Annotated in this window: 16 protein-coding genes; 10 read left to right on the top strand and 6 right to left on the bottom strand. The window is 64.5% G+C overall.

Annotated features, from left to right (window positions below; translation table 11 throughout):
* Positions 1 to 22: 22 nt before the first annotated feature.
* Together ACIGJE_RS25100 and nthA are read right to left on the bottom strand one after the other, a co-directional pair.
* Positions 23 to 838: a phosphate/phosphite/phosphonate ABC transporter substrate-binding protein gene (locus ACIGJE_RS25100; RefSeq protein ID WP_311933039.1), complete on the bottom strand. Its 816-nt coding sequence runs from the start codon at positions 836 to 838 to the stop codon at positions 23 to 25.
* A gap of 123 nt (positions 839 to 961) precedes the next feature.
* The gene (gene nthA, locus ACIGJE_RS25095) at positions 962 to 1600 is read right to left on the bottom strand and encodes a nitrile hydratase subunit alpha (RefSeq protein WP_367625372.1); all 639 of its coding nucleotides are present in this window, start codon (positions 1598 to 1600) and stop codon (positions 962 to 964) included.
* Positions 1601 to 1822: 222 nt separating this feature from the next.
* On the opposite strand from nthA, the gene ACIGJE_RS25090 reads away from it, so the two are divergent.
* From ACIGJE_RS25090 to ACIGJE_RS25080, 3 genes are all read left to right on the top strand, one after another.
* Positions 1823 to 2113, top strand: coding sequence for a YggT family protein (locus ACIGJE_RS25090; protein WP_068293246.1), 291 nt, complete (start codon positions 1823 to 1825; stop codon positions 2111 to 2113).
* Between the two features lie 56 nt (positions 2114 to 2169).
* Positions 2170 to 2439 carry a DUF167 family protein gene (locus tag ACIGJE_RS25085; protein WP_415085593.1) on the top strand — a complete coding sequence of 90 codons (270 nt, stop codon included), beginning with the start codon at positions 2170 to 2172 and terminating at the stop codon, positions 2437 to 2439.
* Positions 2440 to 2511: 72 nt separating this feature from the next.
* Positions 2512 to 2844: a hypothetical protein gene (locus ACIGJE_RS25080; RefSeq protein ID WP_415085535.1), complete on the top strand. Its 333-nt coding sequence runs from the start codon at positions 2512 to 2514 to the stop codon at positions 2842 to 2844.
* Positions 2845 to 2878: 34 nt separating this feature from the next.
* On the opposite strand, the gene tesB is transcribed toward ACIGJE_RS25080, so the two are convergent.
* Positions 2879 to 3751, bottom strand: a complete 873-nt coding sequence (gene tesB / locus ACIGJE_RS25075; RefSeq protein WP_415085537.1) for an acyl-CoA thioesterase II — start codon at positions 3749 to 3751, stop codon at positions 2879 to 2881.
* 165 nt (positions 3752 to 3916) lie between these two features.
* Between tesB and ACIGJE_RS25070 the strand changes: the two genes are divergently transcribed.
* The 3 genes from ACIGJE_RS25070 (at position 3917) to ACIGJE_RS25060 (ending at position 6492) form a co-directional block, all read left to right on the top strand.
* On the top strand, positions 3917 to 5131 hold the full coding sequence (locus tag ACIGJE_RS25070) for a ubiquinone biosynthesis hydroxylase (RefSeq protein WP_415085539.1): 1215 nt from the start codon (positions 3917 to 3919) through the stop codon (positions 5129 to 5131).
* A gap of 106 nt (positions 5132 to 5237) precedes the next feature.
* Positions 5238 to 5849 carry an SDR family NAD(P)-dependent oxidoreductase gene (locus tag ACIGJE_RS25065; protein WP_311944407.1) on the top strand — a complete coding sequence of 204 codons (612 nt, stop codon included), beginning with the start codon at positions 5238 to 5240 and terminating at the stop codon, positions 5847 to 5849.
* A 310-nt stretch (positions 5850 to 6159) separates the two neighbouring features.
* The gene (locus ACIGJE_RS25060) at positions 6160 to 6492 is read left to right on the top strand and encodes a hypothetical protein (RefSeq protein ID WP_367625377.1); all 333 of its coding nucleotides are present in this window, start codon (positions 6160 to 6162) and stop codon (positions 6490 to 6492) included.
* A gap of 120 nt (positions 6493 to 6612) precedes the next feature.
* Here the strand turns inward: ACIGJE_RS25060 and ACIGJE_RS25055 are convergent, their stop codons facing one another.
* Positions 6613 to 7479 carry a LysR substrate-binding domain-containing protein gene (locus ACIGJE_RS25055; RefSeq protein WP_149252110.1) on the bottom strand — a complete coding sequence of 289 codons (867 nt, stop codon included), beginning with the start codon at positions 7477 to 7479 and terminating at the stop codon, positions 6613 to 6615.
* 210 nt (positions 7480 to 7689) lie between these two features.
* Between ACIGJE_RS25055 and ACIGJE_RS25050 the strand changes: the two genes are divergently transcribed.
* A complete protein-coding gene (locus ACIGJE_RS25050) occupies positions 7690 to 8607 on the top strand; it encodes a DMT family transporter (protein ID WP_483678955.1) in 918 nt (305 codons plus the stop codon).
* 156 nt (positions 8608 to 8763) lie between these two features.
* On the top strand, positions 8764 to 10086 hold the full coding sequence (locus ACIGJE_RS25045; protein WP_483678954.1) for an alpha/beta fold hydrolase: 1323 nt from the start codon (positions 8764 to 8766) through the stop codon (positions 10084 to 10086).
* A 234-nt stretch (positions 10087 to 10320) separates the two neighbouring features.
* Here the strand turns inward: ACIGJE_RS25045 and ACIGJE_RS25040 are convergent, their stop codons facing one another.
* The gene (locus ACIGJE_RS25040; protein WP_483678953.1) at positions 10321 to 11871 is read right to left on the bottom strand and encodes a bifunctional metallophosphatase/5'-nucleotidase; all 1551 of its coding nucleotides are present in this window, start codon (positions 11869 to 11871) and stop codon (positions 10321 to 10323) included.
* Positions 11872 to 12472: 601 nt separating this feature from the next.
* Here ACIGJE_RS25040 and ACIGJE_RS25035 point away from each other — a divergent pair.
* Positions 12473 to 14110: an adenylosuccinate synthetase gene (locus ACIGJE_RS25035; protein ID WP_415085546.1), complete on the top strand. Its 1638-nt coding sequence runs from the start codon at positions 12473 to 12475 to the stop codon at positions 14108 to 14110.
* On the top strand, positions 14107 to 14808 hold the full coding sequence (locus ACIGJE_RS25030) for a DUF7002 family protein (protein WP_415085548.1): 702 nt from the start codon (positions 14107 to 14109) through the stop codon (positions 14806 to 14808). Before ACIGJE_RS25035 ends, ACIGJE_RS25030 begins: the two co-directional genes overlap by 4 nt.
* Before the next feature lie 5 nt (positions 14809 to 14813).
* Here ACIGJE_RS25030 and ACIGJE_RS25025 read toward each other — a convergent pair whose 3' ends face one another.
* A complete protein-coding gene (locus tag ACIGJE_RS25025) occupies positions 14814 to 16235 on the bottom strand; it encodes a hypothetical protein (RefSeq protein WP_415085550.1) in 1422 nt (473 codons plus the stop codon).
* Positions 16236 to 16242: the final 7 nt, after the last annotated feature.

Below are 16242 nucleotides of genomic sequence, written 5' to 3'. Positions count from 1 at the left end.
TTCGGGTGAAGGGGGCCAGCGCTCAGGCGATGGTGGTGTAGCCCTGTTCGCGGGCTTCGCGGTCCCAGGCCAGCGTCCTGTCGAAATCGGCCTGCTCCACCGGCGCGAAGCCGTTGAGCCGAAGCGCTGCGCCGAGTGGGGCGAACCAGGGCTGGTGATGGGCGGCGGCGAAGGCGGCCTTGAGCCGCACGATCGTCTCTGCGGGCAGGCCGGGAGCCGCCACGAAGGAGGGGATCGGCGCCAGGCCGGTCGAGCCGATCACGCGGATGCCCTCGGTGAGGTCGGGGCGATAGGCGCGGATCAGTTCATGCCAATAGCCGTCCAGCGGGCCGACATCGATCTCGCCGGCCAGCACCTTGTCGAGAATGCCGCGCGCGGTGACGAGATTGCCGACGACCTCCCGGTAGAGTGCCGGGCGATCGGGGGAGCGATGCGGCAGCAGGTGATGGCGCAATGCGTTGAAGCCGGAGTGGGAATGCTCGACGGTCCAGCCGATGCGATGGCCGAACGTATCCTCGAGGCGCTGGAAGGGACTGTCGGCCTTCACGATCAGGTCGGAGCGGTAAAGCGGCTTGCCGCCCGCCCATGCGGCGGCCGGAATGGGCGCCGCGATCGGGATCACCTCCGAGAGCTGGAAGGCGATCGGATAGCCGCACATGAAGACGCAGCCGAGATCGTCACGCTCCCACAGCACTTCCAGGGGCTGCGGGGCGGGATAGGGCTCGTAGTCGAAGTCCACGCCGGCGCTCGCCATGACATGGCCGAGCAGGACCTTCCAATGCTCCTCGACTTCCGGCGTGACGGAATACATGCGGGCATTGGCGATGAAGCGGGTCATGGGCTTTGAGATCTTTCGAAAACGGATGGATTGTCATCCCCGGCGAGGCCCCTTCCCCTCGCGCTCTCTCGCTATGCTGGCGAGTGGCTCGGTCGGGGATGACAAGGTGCGTGTTGACGGCTCTCACAGCCCGCCCGGCTGGATGGCGAGGCCGGTGCCGATCATGGCATCGCGGGTGACGAGCTGCGCCAGCGCCATTTCGCTCCAGCCCTTGGTGCCGTCGGGCCGCTGGGGCAGCACAAGATAGCGCAACTCCGCGGTCGAGTCCCAGACCTGGATTTCGGTATCGGGCGGCAGGGTGACGCCGAACTCGGCGAGCACCCCGCGCGGATCGATCACGGCGCGCGAGCGATAGGGCGCGGATTTGTACCAGACCGGCGGCAGGCCGAGCACGGACCAGGGATAGCAGGAGCACAGGGTGCAGACGATGAGGTTGTGAACGCCCGGCTTGTTCTCGACCACCTTCATATGTTCGCCCTGCCGGCCCGAATAGCCGAGCGAGGCGATCGCCGCGGTGGCGTCCTCCAGCAGCCAGGCTCGGAATTCCTCGTCCCGCCAGGCATGGGCGACGACATGGGCGCCGTTGCGGGGGCCGACCTTGTTCTCATAGGTATCGATGAAGACGTCGAGGGCCGCCGGGTCGACATAGCCCTTCTCGACCAGCACGGTTTCGAGCTTCTTCACCCGCTCGGCCATGGGGGAGGGCGGCGCGCCATGATGATGGTCGTCGTCATGGTCGTGGTCGTGATCATGCGTGCTCATGGCGAATGTGTCGCAGAGATCGCGGTGAGAGGCAATGGCGCGATGTCCGCGGTCCCAGCCGGTTGCGCTCCCGACGCGAACCCGGTCAGGCTTGCGGGGGTGACGCCGCGGCTGGGCCGTGGACGTCTCGTCCGCCTCTTCTGGATCCCCCACACTTGCGGTGCACCGTCCCGGTCGCTAGATCAGGGCAGGTGTGAATGGCCCGGAAGGCTTGGAGACCCGATGCGCGCGATCCTCGACATCATCCTCATCCTGCTGCAGCTCTATATCTATATCGTGCTGGCTTCCGTGGTGTTTTCATACCTGGTGGCATTCAACGTGGTCAGCCGGCGCAATCCCACGGTGGCGGCGATCGGCGATGCCCTCTATCGCCTGACGGAACCGGTGTTCGCGCCGATCCGGCGCCGCCTGCCCGATTTCGGCAGCATCGACTTCTCGCCCTTCGTGGCGATCTTGATCGCGATCTTCATCGAACGGATCATCGCCTACTACATCTATCCCTACGTGCCTTGAGCGCTTCAGATCCTGGCGCCCCCTGGCGAATCACGCCGGACGGGCTGCTCGTCGCGATGCGCCTGACGCCGCGCGGCGGCAGGGATGCGCTCGGCAGCGTGGAGACCCTGGCGGATGGCCGTGCCGTGCTGACGGCGAAGGTACGCGCCGTGCCTGCCGACGGCGAGGCCAACCAGGCCCTGGTGAAGCTGGTGGCCAAGGCCCTGGGGGTATCCGCGAGCCGTGTATCGATCAGGCAGGGGGCGACCAGCCGGATCAAGATGGTGCTGGTGGAAGGCGAGGGTGCCGCACTGGAACGATCCATTCTCGCCGCGATGGGCCGGTAGCCGCGGAACAAACGACCTCACCTTGCGTTAATCAGGGCAATTTTGCTGGAGCAAGAGTGGGGAACTGGCCATATGGCGATGATTTTGCGTTCACTTCTGGCCGCAGGCGGGATGATGCTGGCGCTCGACGCCCGGGCGGCCGAGGCCCCCGAAGTCGCGGCCTGCAAGGCAAGCGGCCTGCTGGCGCTCCAGCAGAAATCGCCTGACGTCGCCGATCTCGTCATCGACCAGGAGAGCATTGCGGTCTCGGCGGCGGATACCAAGGTCGGAGACGTACCGGTCAAGACCGTCGTGCTCGGCGAGGCCTATATCAAGCGGGCCAAGGAGACGGGCCGGCCCGACCGCTTCGTCTGTCTGATCGGCGAGAAGGGCAAGGTGCTCCTGACCTTCTTCACGGCGAAATAGCGACACGCGCCCAAGCGCTTCCCGGCGCGACGCCTCAGACCGGCGGCTTGTCCCAGCGCTTGCGGATCAGGCCTTCCTGGGCCACCGAAGCGATCAGGCGGCCCTCCTGCCAGATCTCGCCGCGGGCAAAGCCGCGGGCTCCGCCGGTGAAGGGGCTCTCCTGGGCGTAGAGCAGCCACTCGTCCATCTTGAACGGGGCATGGAACCACATGGCATGATCGATCGACGCCGGCTGCACGTCGGGATCGAACACGCTCTTGCCATGAGCGACGAGCGTGGTGTCGAGCAGGGTCATGTCGGTGGTATAGGCCAGCACGGCCTCGTGCAGGGCCCGGTCGTCGGGCAGCCTGCGGGCAGCGCGGATCCAGATATATTGCCGGGGTTCGCGGGGCGTGCGGGCGGTGTAGCGCTTCATGTCCACCGGCCTGAGCTCGATCGGGCGCTCGCGCTCCCAATAGTCGCGGACGACCTTGGGCAGATGGCCGAGGAACTGGTCCTTGAGCTCGGCGAGCGAGGGCAATTGGTCCGGGGTGGGCACGTCGGGCATGGTGGCCTGGTGGTGCCAGCCCTCCTCGGGGCGATGGTAGGAACAGGAAAGCGAGAAGATCGGCTGGCCATGCTGGATGGCGATGGCGCGGCGGGTGGTGAAGCTCTTGCCGTCGCGCAGCCGGTCGACCTGGTAGATGATCGGCACGGCTGGATCGCCAGGCCTCAGGAAATAGCCATGCAGCGAATGGACATGGCGGTCGGGCTCGACGGTACGGGTTGCCGCCACCAGGGCCTGGCTGATCACCAGGCCGCCAAAAACGCGCTGCCAGCCGCCCTGCGGGCTCGTGCCGCGGTAAAGATTGTGTTCGAGCTGTTCGAGATCGAGTATCGAGATGAGATTCGCAAAGGGATCGGACATGAGGCTTTCCTTGATGGAAGGCAGAGCAGCGATCCTTCCTAGAGCAAAGCGTGTTTTGGTAGAAACGCCCTTTGCTCTAGCTCTTTGGTTGGATGCGTCTTTGCGATTCGAGGTGATTCCGTCAAATCGCAAAACGCTTTGGAAAGTCAAGCGCGGGGTTCGGACATGGCCAGCAAAGCCGATCTTGTCATCGCCGGAGGCGGGTTTGCCGGCCTCGGTCTCGCCTTGGCGCTGAAGACCGAACTCGGTGCGGGCTTTTCGGTCGTCATCGTCGATCCCATGCTCGGCAAGGGCCCCTCGCGCGATCCGCGTTCCTCCTCGATTGCCACGGGTGCCCGGCGCTTCCTGGAAAAGCTCGGCGTCTGGGAGGCGGTGGCCGATGAGGCCCAGCCGATCCTCGACATGGTGATCACCGATTCCAAGCTCGACGATCCGATCCGGCCGAGCTTCCTGTCCTTCGCCGGCGATGTCGAGCCGGGCGAGCCCTTCGGCCATATGGTGGAGAACCGGCTGCTGCTCGATGCCCTGGTGGCGCGGGCCGGGGCCCTTGGCATCGAATTGCGCGGGCAGGGGGCTTCCGTCAGCCGCTACAAGCTGACCGAGGACGGCATCACCGCCGAACTGCCCTCGGGCGACGACATCGCCACGCAATTGCTGGCGGCGGCCGATGGCGGGCGCTCGCGCCTGCGCGAGCAGGCCGGCATCGCCATGCATGGCTGGGACTATGGCCAGTCCGGCATCGTCACCACGGTCGAGCATGAGCTCGACCATGAAGGGCGGGCGGAGGAGCATTTCCTGCCGGCCGGTCCCTTCGCCATCCTGCCACTGACGGGCCGGCGCTCCTCCCTGGTCTGGACCGAGAGGACCGAGGAGGCGACCCGCATCCTCGGCCTCGACGATGCCGGCTTCCATGCCGAGCTGGAGCGCCGCTTCGGCCTCAAGCTCGGCGAGCTCAAGGTGATCGGGCCACGCGCCGCCTTCCCGCTGTCGATGCGCATCGCCCGCAGTTTCATCGCTGACCGGCTGGCGCTGGTCGGCGATGCCGCCCACATCATCCATCCCATCGCCGGACAGGGCCTCAATATGGGCATCCGCGATGCGGCCGCTCTGGCCGAATGCGTGGTGGATGCGGCGGCGCTCGGGCTGGATATCGGCAGCCCGGACGTGCTGGAGCGCTATCAGCGCTGGCGGCGCTTCGACACCGTCTCGATGGGCCTCGCCACCGATGGCCTCAACCGCCTGTTCTCCAACGACCACGACGCCATCCGCCTGGTGCGCGATGTCGGCCTCGGCCTGGTCGAGCGCTTTCCGGCGGCCAAGCGGCTGTTCATCCGGGAAGCCACCGGCCTGACCGGCACGGTGCCGCGCCTGATGCGGTGAGGGATGGAGCGCGGACATCTTGTCCGCCCTTGCAAGAGCGGACAAGATGTCCGCGCTCCACACGCCACTCTGACACTGTCGCGCTTCGAGCGTGAATGAGGCCCGCATGGATCTGGAATTCGCCGGCAAGGTCATCGCGCTGACGGGTGCTTCGCGGGGTGTCGGGCGGGCCATCGCCGAGCGCCTGGCGGCGGAGGGCGCGGCGGTGGCGATCGCGGCGCGGTCGGCGCAGGAACTGGCCGAGGCCCATGCCGTGATCGAAGGCCATGGCGGGCGCTGCCTGGCCTATGCCTGCGACCTTTCCGTGCCGGGCGAGGCGGCCGCCTTCATCGCTGCCGTGATCGAGATCTTCGGGCGCCTCGACGGTCTGGTCTGCAACGCGACCATGGCGGCGGGGCAAGAGCGCGAGGGGCAGGAACGGGAGGCCTGGCAGGCGGGGCTGGCGCTCAATCTCGGCCATGCGGTCGAGGCCCTCCAGGCGGCGTTGCCGGTGCTGGCCGCACCGGGCAGTATCGTTCTCGTGGCGCCGAAATCGGGGGATGACTGGCCGGGGGCGGCATGCCGCGGAGGGCTGGAAGCCATCATTCACCATTTCAGCGGCAAGGCGGCCGGCCGTATCAATCTGATCGGCAGGGACAGCGCAGCCCTCGCCGATAGTGTCGCTTTTCTGCTGTCTGCCCGCGCCGTTGCGATCGACGGCGCCGTGCTGGGGATTTGAGGCGGCAAGGGCTCTGCCACAGCGGGTCCATTATGACCGCCCGACCGGCAGGCCGATGGCGTCGCCGGGACGCACGAAAACGTAGCGAAACGAAGAATTGGAGCCAGGTGTGTTCCCGCCTAAACACATCTTTGCTTCAGTGCATCAGGATGCCTTGACAATGATTCTGGGGCAGGAGTAACCGTAGCGGGAATGAACGGGGGCAGAAAACTTCGATTCATTGTCATGTCGAACTTAATCTGAATGCCTATTCGATAATGACAGATCGGATTTGATATTAAAATCGCCTATCAATGCTGCGGTAAAAGAAATGAAAAATATAAATACGAAGATTTATGCTTTTGGATCAGTTGTGTTGATAGGCCTGACGCTCTCTACATCGGCTTTTGCAGATGGGACGGTGACGGTGGTCAATCGTAATTCGGGCCGTTCCATTCAGGAAGTCTTCTTTGCCAATGCTGGCGAAAGTGATCCCTGGCAGCCTGCCGACCTGGCGTCTCCCGTCGCGCCGCAGAGCTCGAAGGTGCTGAACATGAGCGGGTCCAACTGCTTCTTCGACATCAAGGTCCGGTTCAGCGACGGCTATGAGGCCACCTTCACGAATGTGAATGTCTGCCGCGACGATCGCGTCCTGGCAGACTGACGCTTATGCAGAATTTCCCCGCGAAACCCACGGATGGGTCTCGCGGGGAAATTCTGCAAGTGTTTGATATCTTGCAAATTCCTCTTGATCGAGCCCGTGGCTCGATCAAGAGGGGCCTGCCTAGGCCGCCAGCGCCTCCTGCTGCAGCACGGTTTCGCGCAGGAAGGTGGCGAAGCGCTTGGTGGCGACGCTGGCATTGGCGGGCACGACCAGGGCGATGTCGAGATGCGGCAGCTCCGGAAAGCCTTCCTCCTCGCCCAGGCGGCGCCATTCCTTGGGAATGGAGGAAATGCCGAGAATGGTGATGGCCATGCCGGCATTCACGGCCGAATGGATGCCGGGCATGTGGCTGGACGTGTAGGCGATGCGCCAGGGCTTGCCCATGGCGTCGAGGGCGGCGAGCGCGTCCGGCCGGCAGCGGCAGCCTTCGGGAAACATCGCGAGCGGCAGGGGATCGATCAGTTCGGGCCGGTGGTCGCGTGCCGCGCACCAGGCGCGCGGCTCGCGGCGCAGCACTTCGCCGAGCGGGCGGGCGGGATCCTGGGTGATGATGGCCAGATCCACCTCGCCGCGCTCCAGCATGGGCTCGAGGCGGAAGGAGAGGTCGCAGCGCATTTCCAACTGCACGCGCGGGAAGCGGCGGGAGAAGGCGCCGATCAGCGGCGACACCATCATGTCGACGAAGTCGTCGGGCACGGCCAGGCGCACCCGGCCGGCGGCCTCGTCGCCGCCGATGGCGGCGAGCGCCTCGTCCTCCAGGCTGAGGATGCGGCGGGCATAGCCGATCAGGATCTCGCCGGCGAAGGTCGGCGTGACGCCCTTGCGCGAGCGTTCCAGCAGGCGCTTGCCGATGCGCGCTTCCATGCGCGAGACGATGACGCTGACGGCCGCCTGCGTCTTGCCGAGGGCATCGCCCGCCGCGGTGAAGCCGCCACGGTCGATGATGGTGACCAGCGTTTCCAGGCTGTCCGTATCGAAATGCCGCATCGGGATAGATCCATAAGGAAATGAAATCCTGCCATAAGATACATTCGTTTTCGCTTATGTGAAGCGCGGCTTATCCTGGCAGCAAGTGACGATCCGGAAACAATTGAAACACCGCCTTTGTCATGTCCGGCAATGACAAAGGTCGAGCCAATTCGATCCGTTCATCCGTCGACAAGTCCCAGTACACGAGTACCAGCTCCCGAGCCTGCCATGAGCGACATCGTTTCCACCCCGCGTCCGGCCAGCCTGCCCGCCCTCGATTCCGTCGGCCTGGGCGCCATGATCGCGTCCGTCCTGGCGATCGCCTGGTCGCCCATCCTGATCCGCTTCGCCGATGTCGCGCCGGCGGCCGCCGCCTTCTGGCGGCTGGTGTTCTCGCTGCCGGTGCTGTTCGTCTGGGCCGAGGCCGAGAGGCGGCGGGCCGGGCGCGGCAGCATGGCATCCCTGGTGACGCGGCCGGGCCTGCTGGCGGCCAGCCTTGCCGGCGCGGCCTTTGCCGCCGATCTCGCCTTCTACCATGCCGCTCTGCCGCTGACTTCGGTGGCCAATGCCAGCTTCATCTCGAACCTGGCGCCGGTGGCCTCGGTGGTCGCCGGCTTCGTGCTGCTGCGCGACCGCATCCGCCCGGCGGTGCTGGGGGCTCTCGCCATCGCCCTGGTCGGCGTCGCCATCACCAGCGGCGCCCATCGCACCGGCCTCACCATGGGCAGGGGCGATCTGCTGGCCCTCGGCGCGGCGCTCGCCTATGCCTTCTATCTCGTCGCCCTCAGGGTGGCGCGCAACACCCGCCTCGCCGCCGATGCCTCGCTGGTTTCCACCGTGGTCGCGTCCATCGGCCTCATCGCCATCGTGCTGGTCGAGGGCGGCCCCTTCCTGCCGCAGTCGCCGCAGGGCTGGGCCGTGGTGATCGGCCTCGGCCTGATCTGCCAGGTGCTCGGCCAGGGGCTGAGCGCGGTCGGCATCGGCCGGCTGCCCGCCGGCGTGGTGGCGATCATCCTGCTCTCGCATCCGGTGCTGTCGGCGATCATCGCCTATTTCGTCTTCGGCGAAGCCCTGAGCCTCGACCAGCTCGTCGGCGGCGTGCTGATCCTGGCCGCCGTGATGATGACGCGCATCAACATGAAGTGATGGGCCTACGCCCAATCGCGGACTCGACAGCACATCGAGCCGGGCATACCTTACCTTAGGTCGCGTCGACGCTCATGGATTGCAATCCGGTCCATGAGCGACGGTGCGGCCTGAGGCATGCGAAGCGGTGGGCCGTTGCATGCTGTTAGGTGATGCATGCGTTTGTTCCTAGCCCTGTCCGCCCTGATGATCCTCGCGCAACTGCCGGCCGCCGCGCAGGCCGCCGCCCCGCAGGACGTCGAGGACCCCATCTTCGACGATGTCAAACTCTACCGGCCCGCCGACAAGCCGGCCAATGTCATCGTGCTGCTGTCCGACGCCGACGGCTTCGGCCGCGACGAGGACACCCTCGCCAGCGAATTCCGCCAGCGCGGCGACCTGGTGATCGGCCTCAACTGGCCGACGGCGCGGCGCACCGCCGGCGGCCGCCGCCGCATGACCTGCCCCGAGCTCGCCGGCCATATCGAGGACACCACGTTGCGCATCGAGCGCGAGCAGGCAATCGCGCCCTATGTCACGCCCGTGCTGGCCGGGGCTGGCCTCGGCCGCGATGCCGCGCGCTCCCTGGCCCTGCAGGCCGACAGCCATCGCATCGCCGGGGTGATCGCGGTTCATACCACCACGATGAGGCCCGACACGGTCTCGGCCTGTGCCATCGACAAGGCGGCGCTGGCCAGCGCCGACGTCTCGGCCGCGACCACCGCCAGTTTCATGGCCCTGCGGGAAATCGAGGATGGCGACGAGAGCGCCGCCGAGGAGGCGGCCGAGGCCCTCGGCAAGGATGCCGGCCCGCATGGCCCGGGGGATCTCTCCGACCTGCCGCTCTATGTCTCCGAACCCGCCGAGCCGGCCCATCGGCTCGCGGTGGTGCTGACGGGGGATGGCGGCATGGGCCAGCTCAACGTCGACCTCGCTACCGCGCTGACCCGGCGCGGGGTCGGCGTGGTCACCATCGATTCCAGGCGCTATTTCTGGGCCAAGCGCGATCCGGGCGAGGTCGCCACCGATCTCAAGCGCATCATCAAGCATTACCGCGCCGCCTGGCCGGTCGATCGGGTGGCGCTGGTCGGCTATTCCTTCGGGGGCGACGCGCTGCCGCTGGTCTATAACCGCCTGCCCAAGCGCATCAAGAGCATCGTCGCGGTGGTCTCCCTGCTCTCGATTGCGCCGGCGACCGACATGCGGGTCGAGCTGAGCGACGACGACTATCCCAACGAGATCGCGCTCCTGCCCGAGGCGGCGCGCATCGATGCGCCCAATGTCCAGTGCATCTACGGCCAGGAGGACCGCATGGCCGCCTTGGCCTGCCCGGCCCTGGCCAAGGCTCGCCCGGATTTCGCCATCCTGCGCGAGGCCGGCGGCCACGGCTTCAGCGGCGATGCCGAAAGGCTGGCCGACCTCATCGTCGCGCCCCTGCTCTCCGCCGATCCGGTGCCGCGCCAGGCGAGGGCCGGCATCGGCGCCAATCACGGGCATTGAGAGTGGGGTGTAGCGCGCGGATGTCTTCGTCCACGGGCGCTGATCAAGGGATGGAAGGCTCGACACCCGCCACCCCTTCGCCCCGTAAACGGGGAGAAGGTAAGGATGAGGGGCTGCGCGACCTCATAAATTGCACGCTCGGCGGAGCCCCTCACCTCTATCCTCTCCCCGTAAACGGGGCGAGGGGGCTCATATGTCGAGCTTTATCTCCAAATGCCTCATCTCGCCCCCACCTCAGCCCTCCATCTTGATCCGCCCGCCGACGCCGGTGGTGAGGGTGCCCTTCTCGCGCAGATAGACCATCACCTCATTGGCGAGCAGCTTGCCGTCGGTCGCCCCGATCAGCACGCGCCCACGGCCGATGGCGTCATAGCCGTCGCCGCCGGCCAGCATGAAATTGTTGGAGGCGACCTTGTAGCGCCGCGCCAGATCGAGCGTCTCGCCATTGACGCTGACCGAGGCGATGCGTGCCCCCACCGGCGCCTTGGCGTCCACCACGATGGCCAGGCCCGAGACCTGCGGGAAGCGGCCGGCATAGTTCTCCAGCTGCGAGACGCCGTTTTCGAGCGCGGCCTTGATATCGGCGCCCTTGAGCTCGACCAGCACGCTGGTGTTGCCGAAGGGGAGTTCGGAGAGGATGTCGCGCCGGGTCAGCTTCGCGCCGGCCGGATAGAGCTTGTTGGCGCGGATGCCGCCGCCATTGATGATGGCGCAATCGGCGCCGGTGCGGGCGCGGATGGCATCGGCGATGAGATCGCCCATGGCGGTTTCCTGGGAGCGCACGCTGGCGGTGCGGCTGTCGAGCTCGACCGCGGTGGTGGCGATCGTCACGTCGAGTTCGCGCGACAGCTCGGCCTCCAATTTGTCGACCGCGGCCTGCACCTCAGGATCCGCCTCGACCGACAGGCTGTCATGCACGCGAAAGCTCGGCAGCCAGGCGATCTTGCGGCTCAGACCTTTTGAACCTTGGCCTTCGCCGCTCGCCGTCGCCACGAAATCGATGGCGGTGACGAAATTGCCCTCCTCGTTGGATTCCACCATCACCGTGCGGCCGTCATAGCTGATGGCGAGATCATGGTCGTGGCCCGTCAGCAGCACGTCGACCAGCCGCGAGCGCACGATCTCATTGTCCATGGCGCGATCGGTATGGGCGACGCAGACGATGAATTCGGCGCCTTGCTTGCGCAGGATCTCCACCTCGCGCTTCAGCGTCTCCAGCTCCGGTGCGAAGACGAGGTCGCCGCTCTGCGACATCTGCGGCGTCGCCGCCAGGGCCAGACTGGTGACGCCGACCTTGATGCCGCCGAGCTCGTGGATCGAATTGTCCTTCATGCCGGGGACCGGGCTGCCATCGGCCCGGCGCATATTGGCGGCGTAGAAGGGAAAGTTCGCTTCCCCCATGCGCTTGAAATAGACCTCGGTGCCGAAGTCGAACTCGTGATTGCCGGGCACGAAGATGTCGGGCCGGATCATGTTGGTGAGGGCGACGATGTGCTCGCCCTGGTCGAAGCCCGACATCAGCGAGGGCGAGAAGCAATCCCCCGCATGGCAGAACAGCATGGGCACGCCGCGGGCGCGCTCGGCCTTGACCACGGCCGCGAGCTTGGCAAAGCCGCCGCGGCCCTTGGTGTCGCCGGCCTTGTAGATGTCGTTGACGAGCAGCAGCGAGAAGGTGGTGCCGGCAGGCGCGGCTTCGGCGGTCTCGGCCGCGCCCGACAGCATGGTGACGGAAAAGCCGGCGGCAAGGCCGAGGCCCAGCGTCTGGCGGCGATTGAGACGAGGCATGGCGGGCATCCCGAAAGGCGGTGGAGGAGGGAAAGTTCCACAGGGATGTGACGGGGGCAAGTCGGGGGGGAGGAGTGGGAGATTCGGGACGGTCGGCTATCGAGTGAAGTCAAGGGGAACTGACATTCATTTTTGGGATGCGGACCTCACCGAGATGGTGATTTTGCGAACCTTATCGGAATGTCCGTTTTGCGCTCCATTTCGGTTGTATGGCCCAATTTTGCGATTGCTCAGGAGCAAACATTGACCAGTTGAGAACCGGGAGGACGTCTTCGTTGACGGGGCGCAATAAGTTCTAACCGAAAGAGGGCTTCGCCCCGCTGGAGCGCTGAGCCGGGTTAAGTTCGACGCGAGCCTCAGCAACCGCGCGAAGATGCCCTGTTAGGCTAGCTGTTTCGGACGTGTTCCGGCATGCAATTGATCAAAAAATCGCTTTCGCGGTGTAGATGGTGTCTTTGTCGAATAATTTTAGAATCATGAGCCGATCTACTTTACAATAGACTTGATTGAGAAGTATTAGAAGATAAGAAAGCGAACATATAGGCTGATCCGATCGAGTGGATCAGGTTCTCGCTTTGAAAGAAGGCGGAGGGGGGCTCTCATGCGTGTTCTTATAGCTTTGTCCGGCCCAGTCGGCGTCGGAAAATCGAGCTTCTGCGAAGTCTTGAAGGCTCGGTTTGACGCTGATCGGTTTTCGACACGCGAATTACTTTTGACTATCGGTGCGAAAAGAGAGCGAGAAGATCTTCAAGCGACTGGAGAGCGCCTTGATCGGGAAACGGATGGAAAGTGGGTGTCTGACGCGCTCGCGAGGAAGTTGTCAGAAAATAGTCCCCAAGTCATTATCGTCGACGCGATCCGTATCAAAAAACAGATTGATCACATCCGCCGCCATTTTGGCGATCGGGTTCGCGTTTGGCACGTCTTCATCGACGCTGACGACGAGGTTCTCCGCGCACGCTACCACAATCGTCACAGCCAAATCGGAGAGTTCACCGACTACGACCAACTCCAGAACAGTGAAACGGAGCGTGCCATTCGATCGCTGAAAGCGGTCGCGGACCGCGTCGTTGACGCCTCCCGCTGCGAACCCGATTCTGTCGTCGCTCAGGCGGTCGCTGGCCTGGGTCTTTATCCCCTCGAGCTCGATCGTCTCGTCGACGTTGTCGTGGGTGGCCAATATGGCAGCGAAGGCAAGGGGCACGTCTGCAGTTATCTCGCCTCCGGGTATGACATGCTCGTCCGCGTCGGCGGCCCGAACGCCGGACATTGGGCAGCTCTCCCGGAGAAGATCAAATACATTCAGCTCCCCTCCGGAACCGCCGCCAACGCGAAAGCTGACATCGTCATCGGCGCCGGAGCGACGCTTTACCTGCCGCAACTTCTGAAAGAAATCGGGGAGCGCGGGCTGACCGCCGTGCGACTGTCGATCGACCCCCAGGCAATGATCATTGAAGATGCCGACCGGACTTACGAATCTACCCATGGTGACGCCATTGGCTCAACCAAGCAGGGTGTCGGCGCCGCGACTGCCCGAAAGATTCTAGGACGGTTCCACCCCAGTCCAATCGACATTCCAGTGAGATTGGCCCGAGACGTCGCAGAACTAAAAAACTTCGTGCGGCCCGCCATCCCGTTATTCGAGGCGGCGTTCGCGAGGGGCAAGAAGGTCTTTCTGGAAGGCACGCAAGGCACTGACCTGAGCTTGCACCATGGGGTCTGTCCGAGCGAGGACGGCCCGATCGCTAAAGGGGCTTGGCCGCACGTGACGTCGCGTGACACCACCGCCTCGGGGTGTCTCGCTGACGCGGGCATCGCCCCGGGGAGGGTCCGGAAGGTGATCATGGTGACGCGGACCTATCCGATCCGGGTCGGCGGCACGTCCGGGCCGATCGCGCGCGAAATAACCTACAAGGCGATTTCGGATCGCAGCGGTGTGCCGGCGGAGGAGATCGCAGGCACCGAGAAGGGCTCAATATCGAGAAACCCGCGTCGTATCGCCGAGTTCGACTGGGAGCAGGTACGTCGCGCGTCCTCCCTCAATGGCGCAACCGACATCGCTTTGTCGTTCTCGGACTACATCAGCATTGAGAACCGAAAGGCGCGGCAATACGCTGACTTGACCGAGGAGACGCGTCACTTCATCGAGGGAGTCGAGCGCGTAACGAACGCGCCAGTCTCGCTGATTTCGACCAGGTTCGAGCCTCGGGGGATCATCGACCGAAGGAATTGGTTATGACCGTCGACGAACTCCTCGCGACGTATCCTCGTCTTTGGCACATGGCGATGGATGGGAGTTGGCCGTCGATCGAGAGGCACGGCCTTCTCAGCACCAGCGCTCTGCTCGATCTCTACGGCTACGTAGGCAAGAAACGCCATGCGATTGAGGCGGAACACCGCCCGGTCTCGATCCCGATCGAGACCGACGGATTGCCAGGCGCGATCGTGCGGGACCAGAAGCCAATGTCGGACAGTGCGCTTAAAAAGTGCCTGCTCGACGGGCTGACACCCGAGGACTGGTACCGCTTGCTGAACAAGAAGTGCTTCTTCTGGCTGTCGCGCAAACGCCTGCAGCGGCTGCTTGGGGCAAGGGCGTATCGCGCAGATCCACAGGTCGTGCTGACCGTGGACACAGCGAGCCTTTTCAAAGCCAACGAGAAGAACGTCCTGCTCTGTCCCTACAACAGCGGCTCCACGATCATGAATCCCGTGAAGCGCGGAAATGACACGTTCCAGACGACCGCCGACTATGACTTCGCGACTTGGAGAAAGGCTCGCGGCAAGGAACAAGCCGTCGTCGAGCTAGTCATCACTGGCGGCGTACCAGACATTCGGAATCATGTGCTCGCCGTTCACCGCGTACATGAGGAGAAAGCCACGCCGCTTTGGCGCAAGCCTGGCTCGTCCGAGGATGAGGGACCTTACGTGAAGACCTGACCCGGTCAGCTAACGACGATGCGGGCCGGTCTTCCAGCCTTGCGGACGACATCGGCGATATGGCTCGTCAAGCCGACATTGCCGACGAGCGCTAGGCCGGCACCGGGGTGTAGCGTGCGCAATGCGGCCCGCAGCTTCTCAAGACCGTCTCGAGCGTCGAAGCGAACCCAGTCTTCGGCATCGCCCGGAACCAGCACCTTGGACGTGCTGCGAGTGGCGCCGAGGTGCAACTGGACTATCCACACCCGATCACCGTCGTGAACCCATTCGAAACGAACCGGACCGAGTGCGTCCTCAAGCCTACGATTGGTGGCTTTGACTGAGTCCACGATCAGCGCCGGCAGAAGCTCCGGCGCTTTCACGCCCAGCATGAACAAGTCGCCTTCTCCCTCGCGTCCCTCAACCGCCAGCGATCCGTCGCCGGTGACGATCGCCGCACCAGAATAGCGCGCTGGAACGGCGGCTTGGCAAAGAACCGACCGGATGGCGTCTCCGGTCTTGTCTTCCTCGGCAAGCAGAGTGAACGGGTCAATCCAACCCTTGACTGTCGTATAGAGGCCGGGCTCTGGCTCGCGCGGGCAGGTTCGCGTCCACACTTCGCGGCTCGCGGTCGCAAGGCCGAAGCTGAACGGAGCAACGCGACGTCCGATAACAGTGGTTCGAGGCGTTGGAAGTCCCACTAGATGGGCCATCAACAGGCCGTAGGCCTTGTCGCCGAGATGCCGGCTGAAATTGTTCGGCCAGATCAGCGCAGGTTGGTGCTGCTCCAGGCCGATCTCTTCATGCTCCCAAAGCAGTGTATGCGTGTGCCGCCATCCGCGCGGACGCGGATGTACACTGAACTCGATGCGTACGCCGCGAGTTTCGCCGAGCTCTGGCCTGAAGCCATAAACAGTCTCAAGCATCGATAGGCCAAGATGCAGCGGCAGGGACGCGACGCCGTCTTTCTCCACGCAGCGCGGCGTGTCGTCGGGCGAAAATTCGATAACGCCGCCCTGTGCGACACCAGACACGCCGCCATCTTTTACATCAACGGTCTCATTAGCGATGACGAATAAGCCGTCACCGGACAGCCGATCGAGAACGCTGACCGCATCGTCGACGTTGGTTATGCCGTAGACAAATTCGCGGCTGCGTGGATCGTCGGGACTGAAGCTCCTGAGATTTATCGATGCCTCGGGGCTGCGCATCAGCAGCGTCTCTAGGGCGAGGCGCTCAGACAAGAACGGATCGTTGGGCGTGTGGCCCGCGACTCGGCTGAACTCCTGACGCGTCCCGGTGCCGTCTGGCGAGAAACTGATGAACTGCGCAACGTTTCCCGTCTCGGCTAGTCGGTCGAGGGAACGGTCCTTACGGATCTTGGGCGCGTAGTTCGGCTTCATCACAGGCGCAATCTCGGCGAATTCGCGGTTGGCAAAGAGTCTCAAGTGCGAC

It is taken from the genome of Labrys sp. E2SS-1L, assembly GCF_057073705.1.
This window is presented reverse-complemented; position numbering and strand designations above follow the sequence as displayed.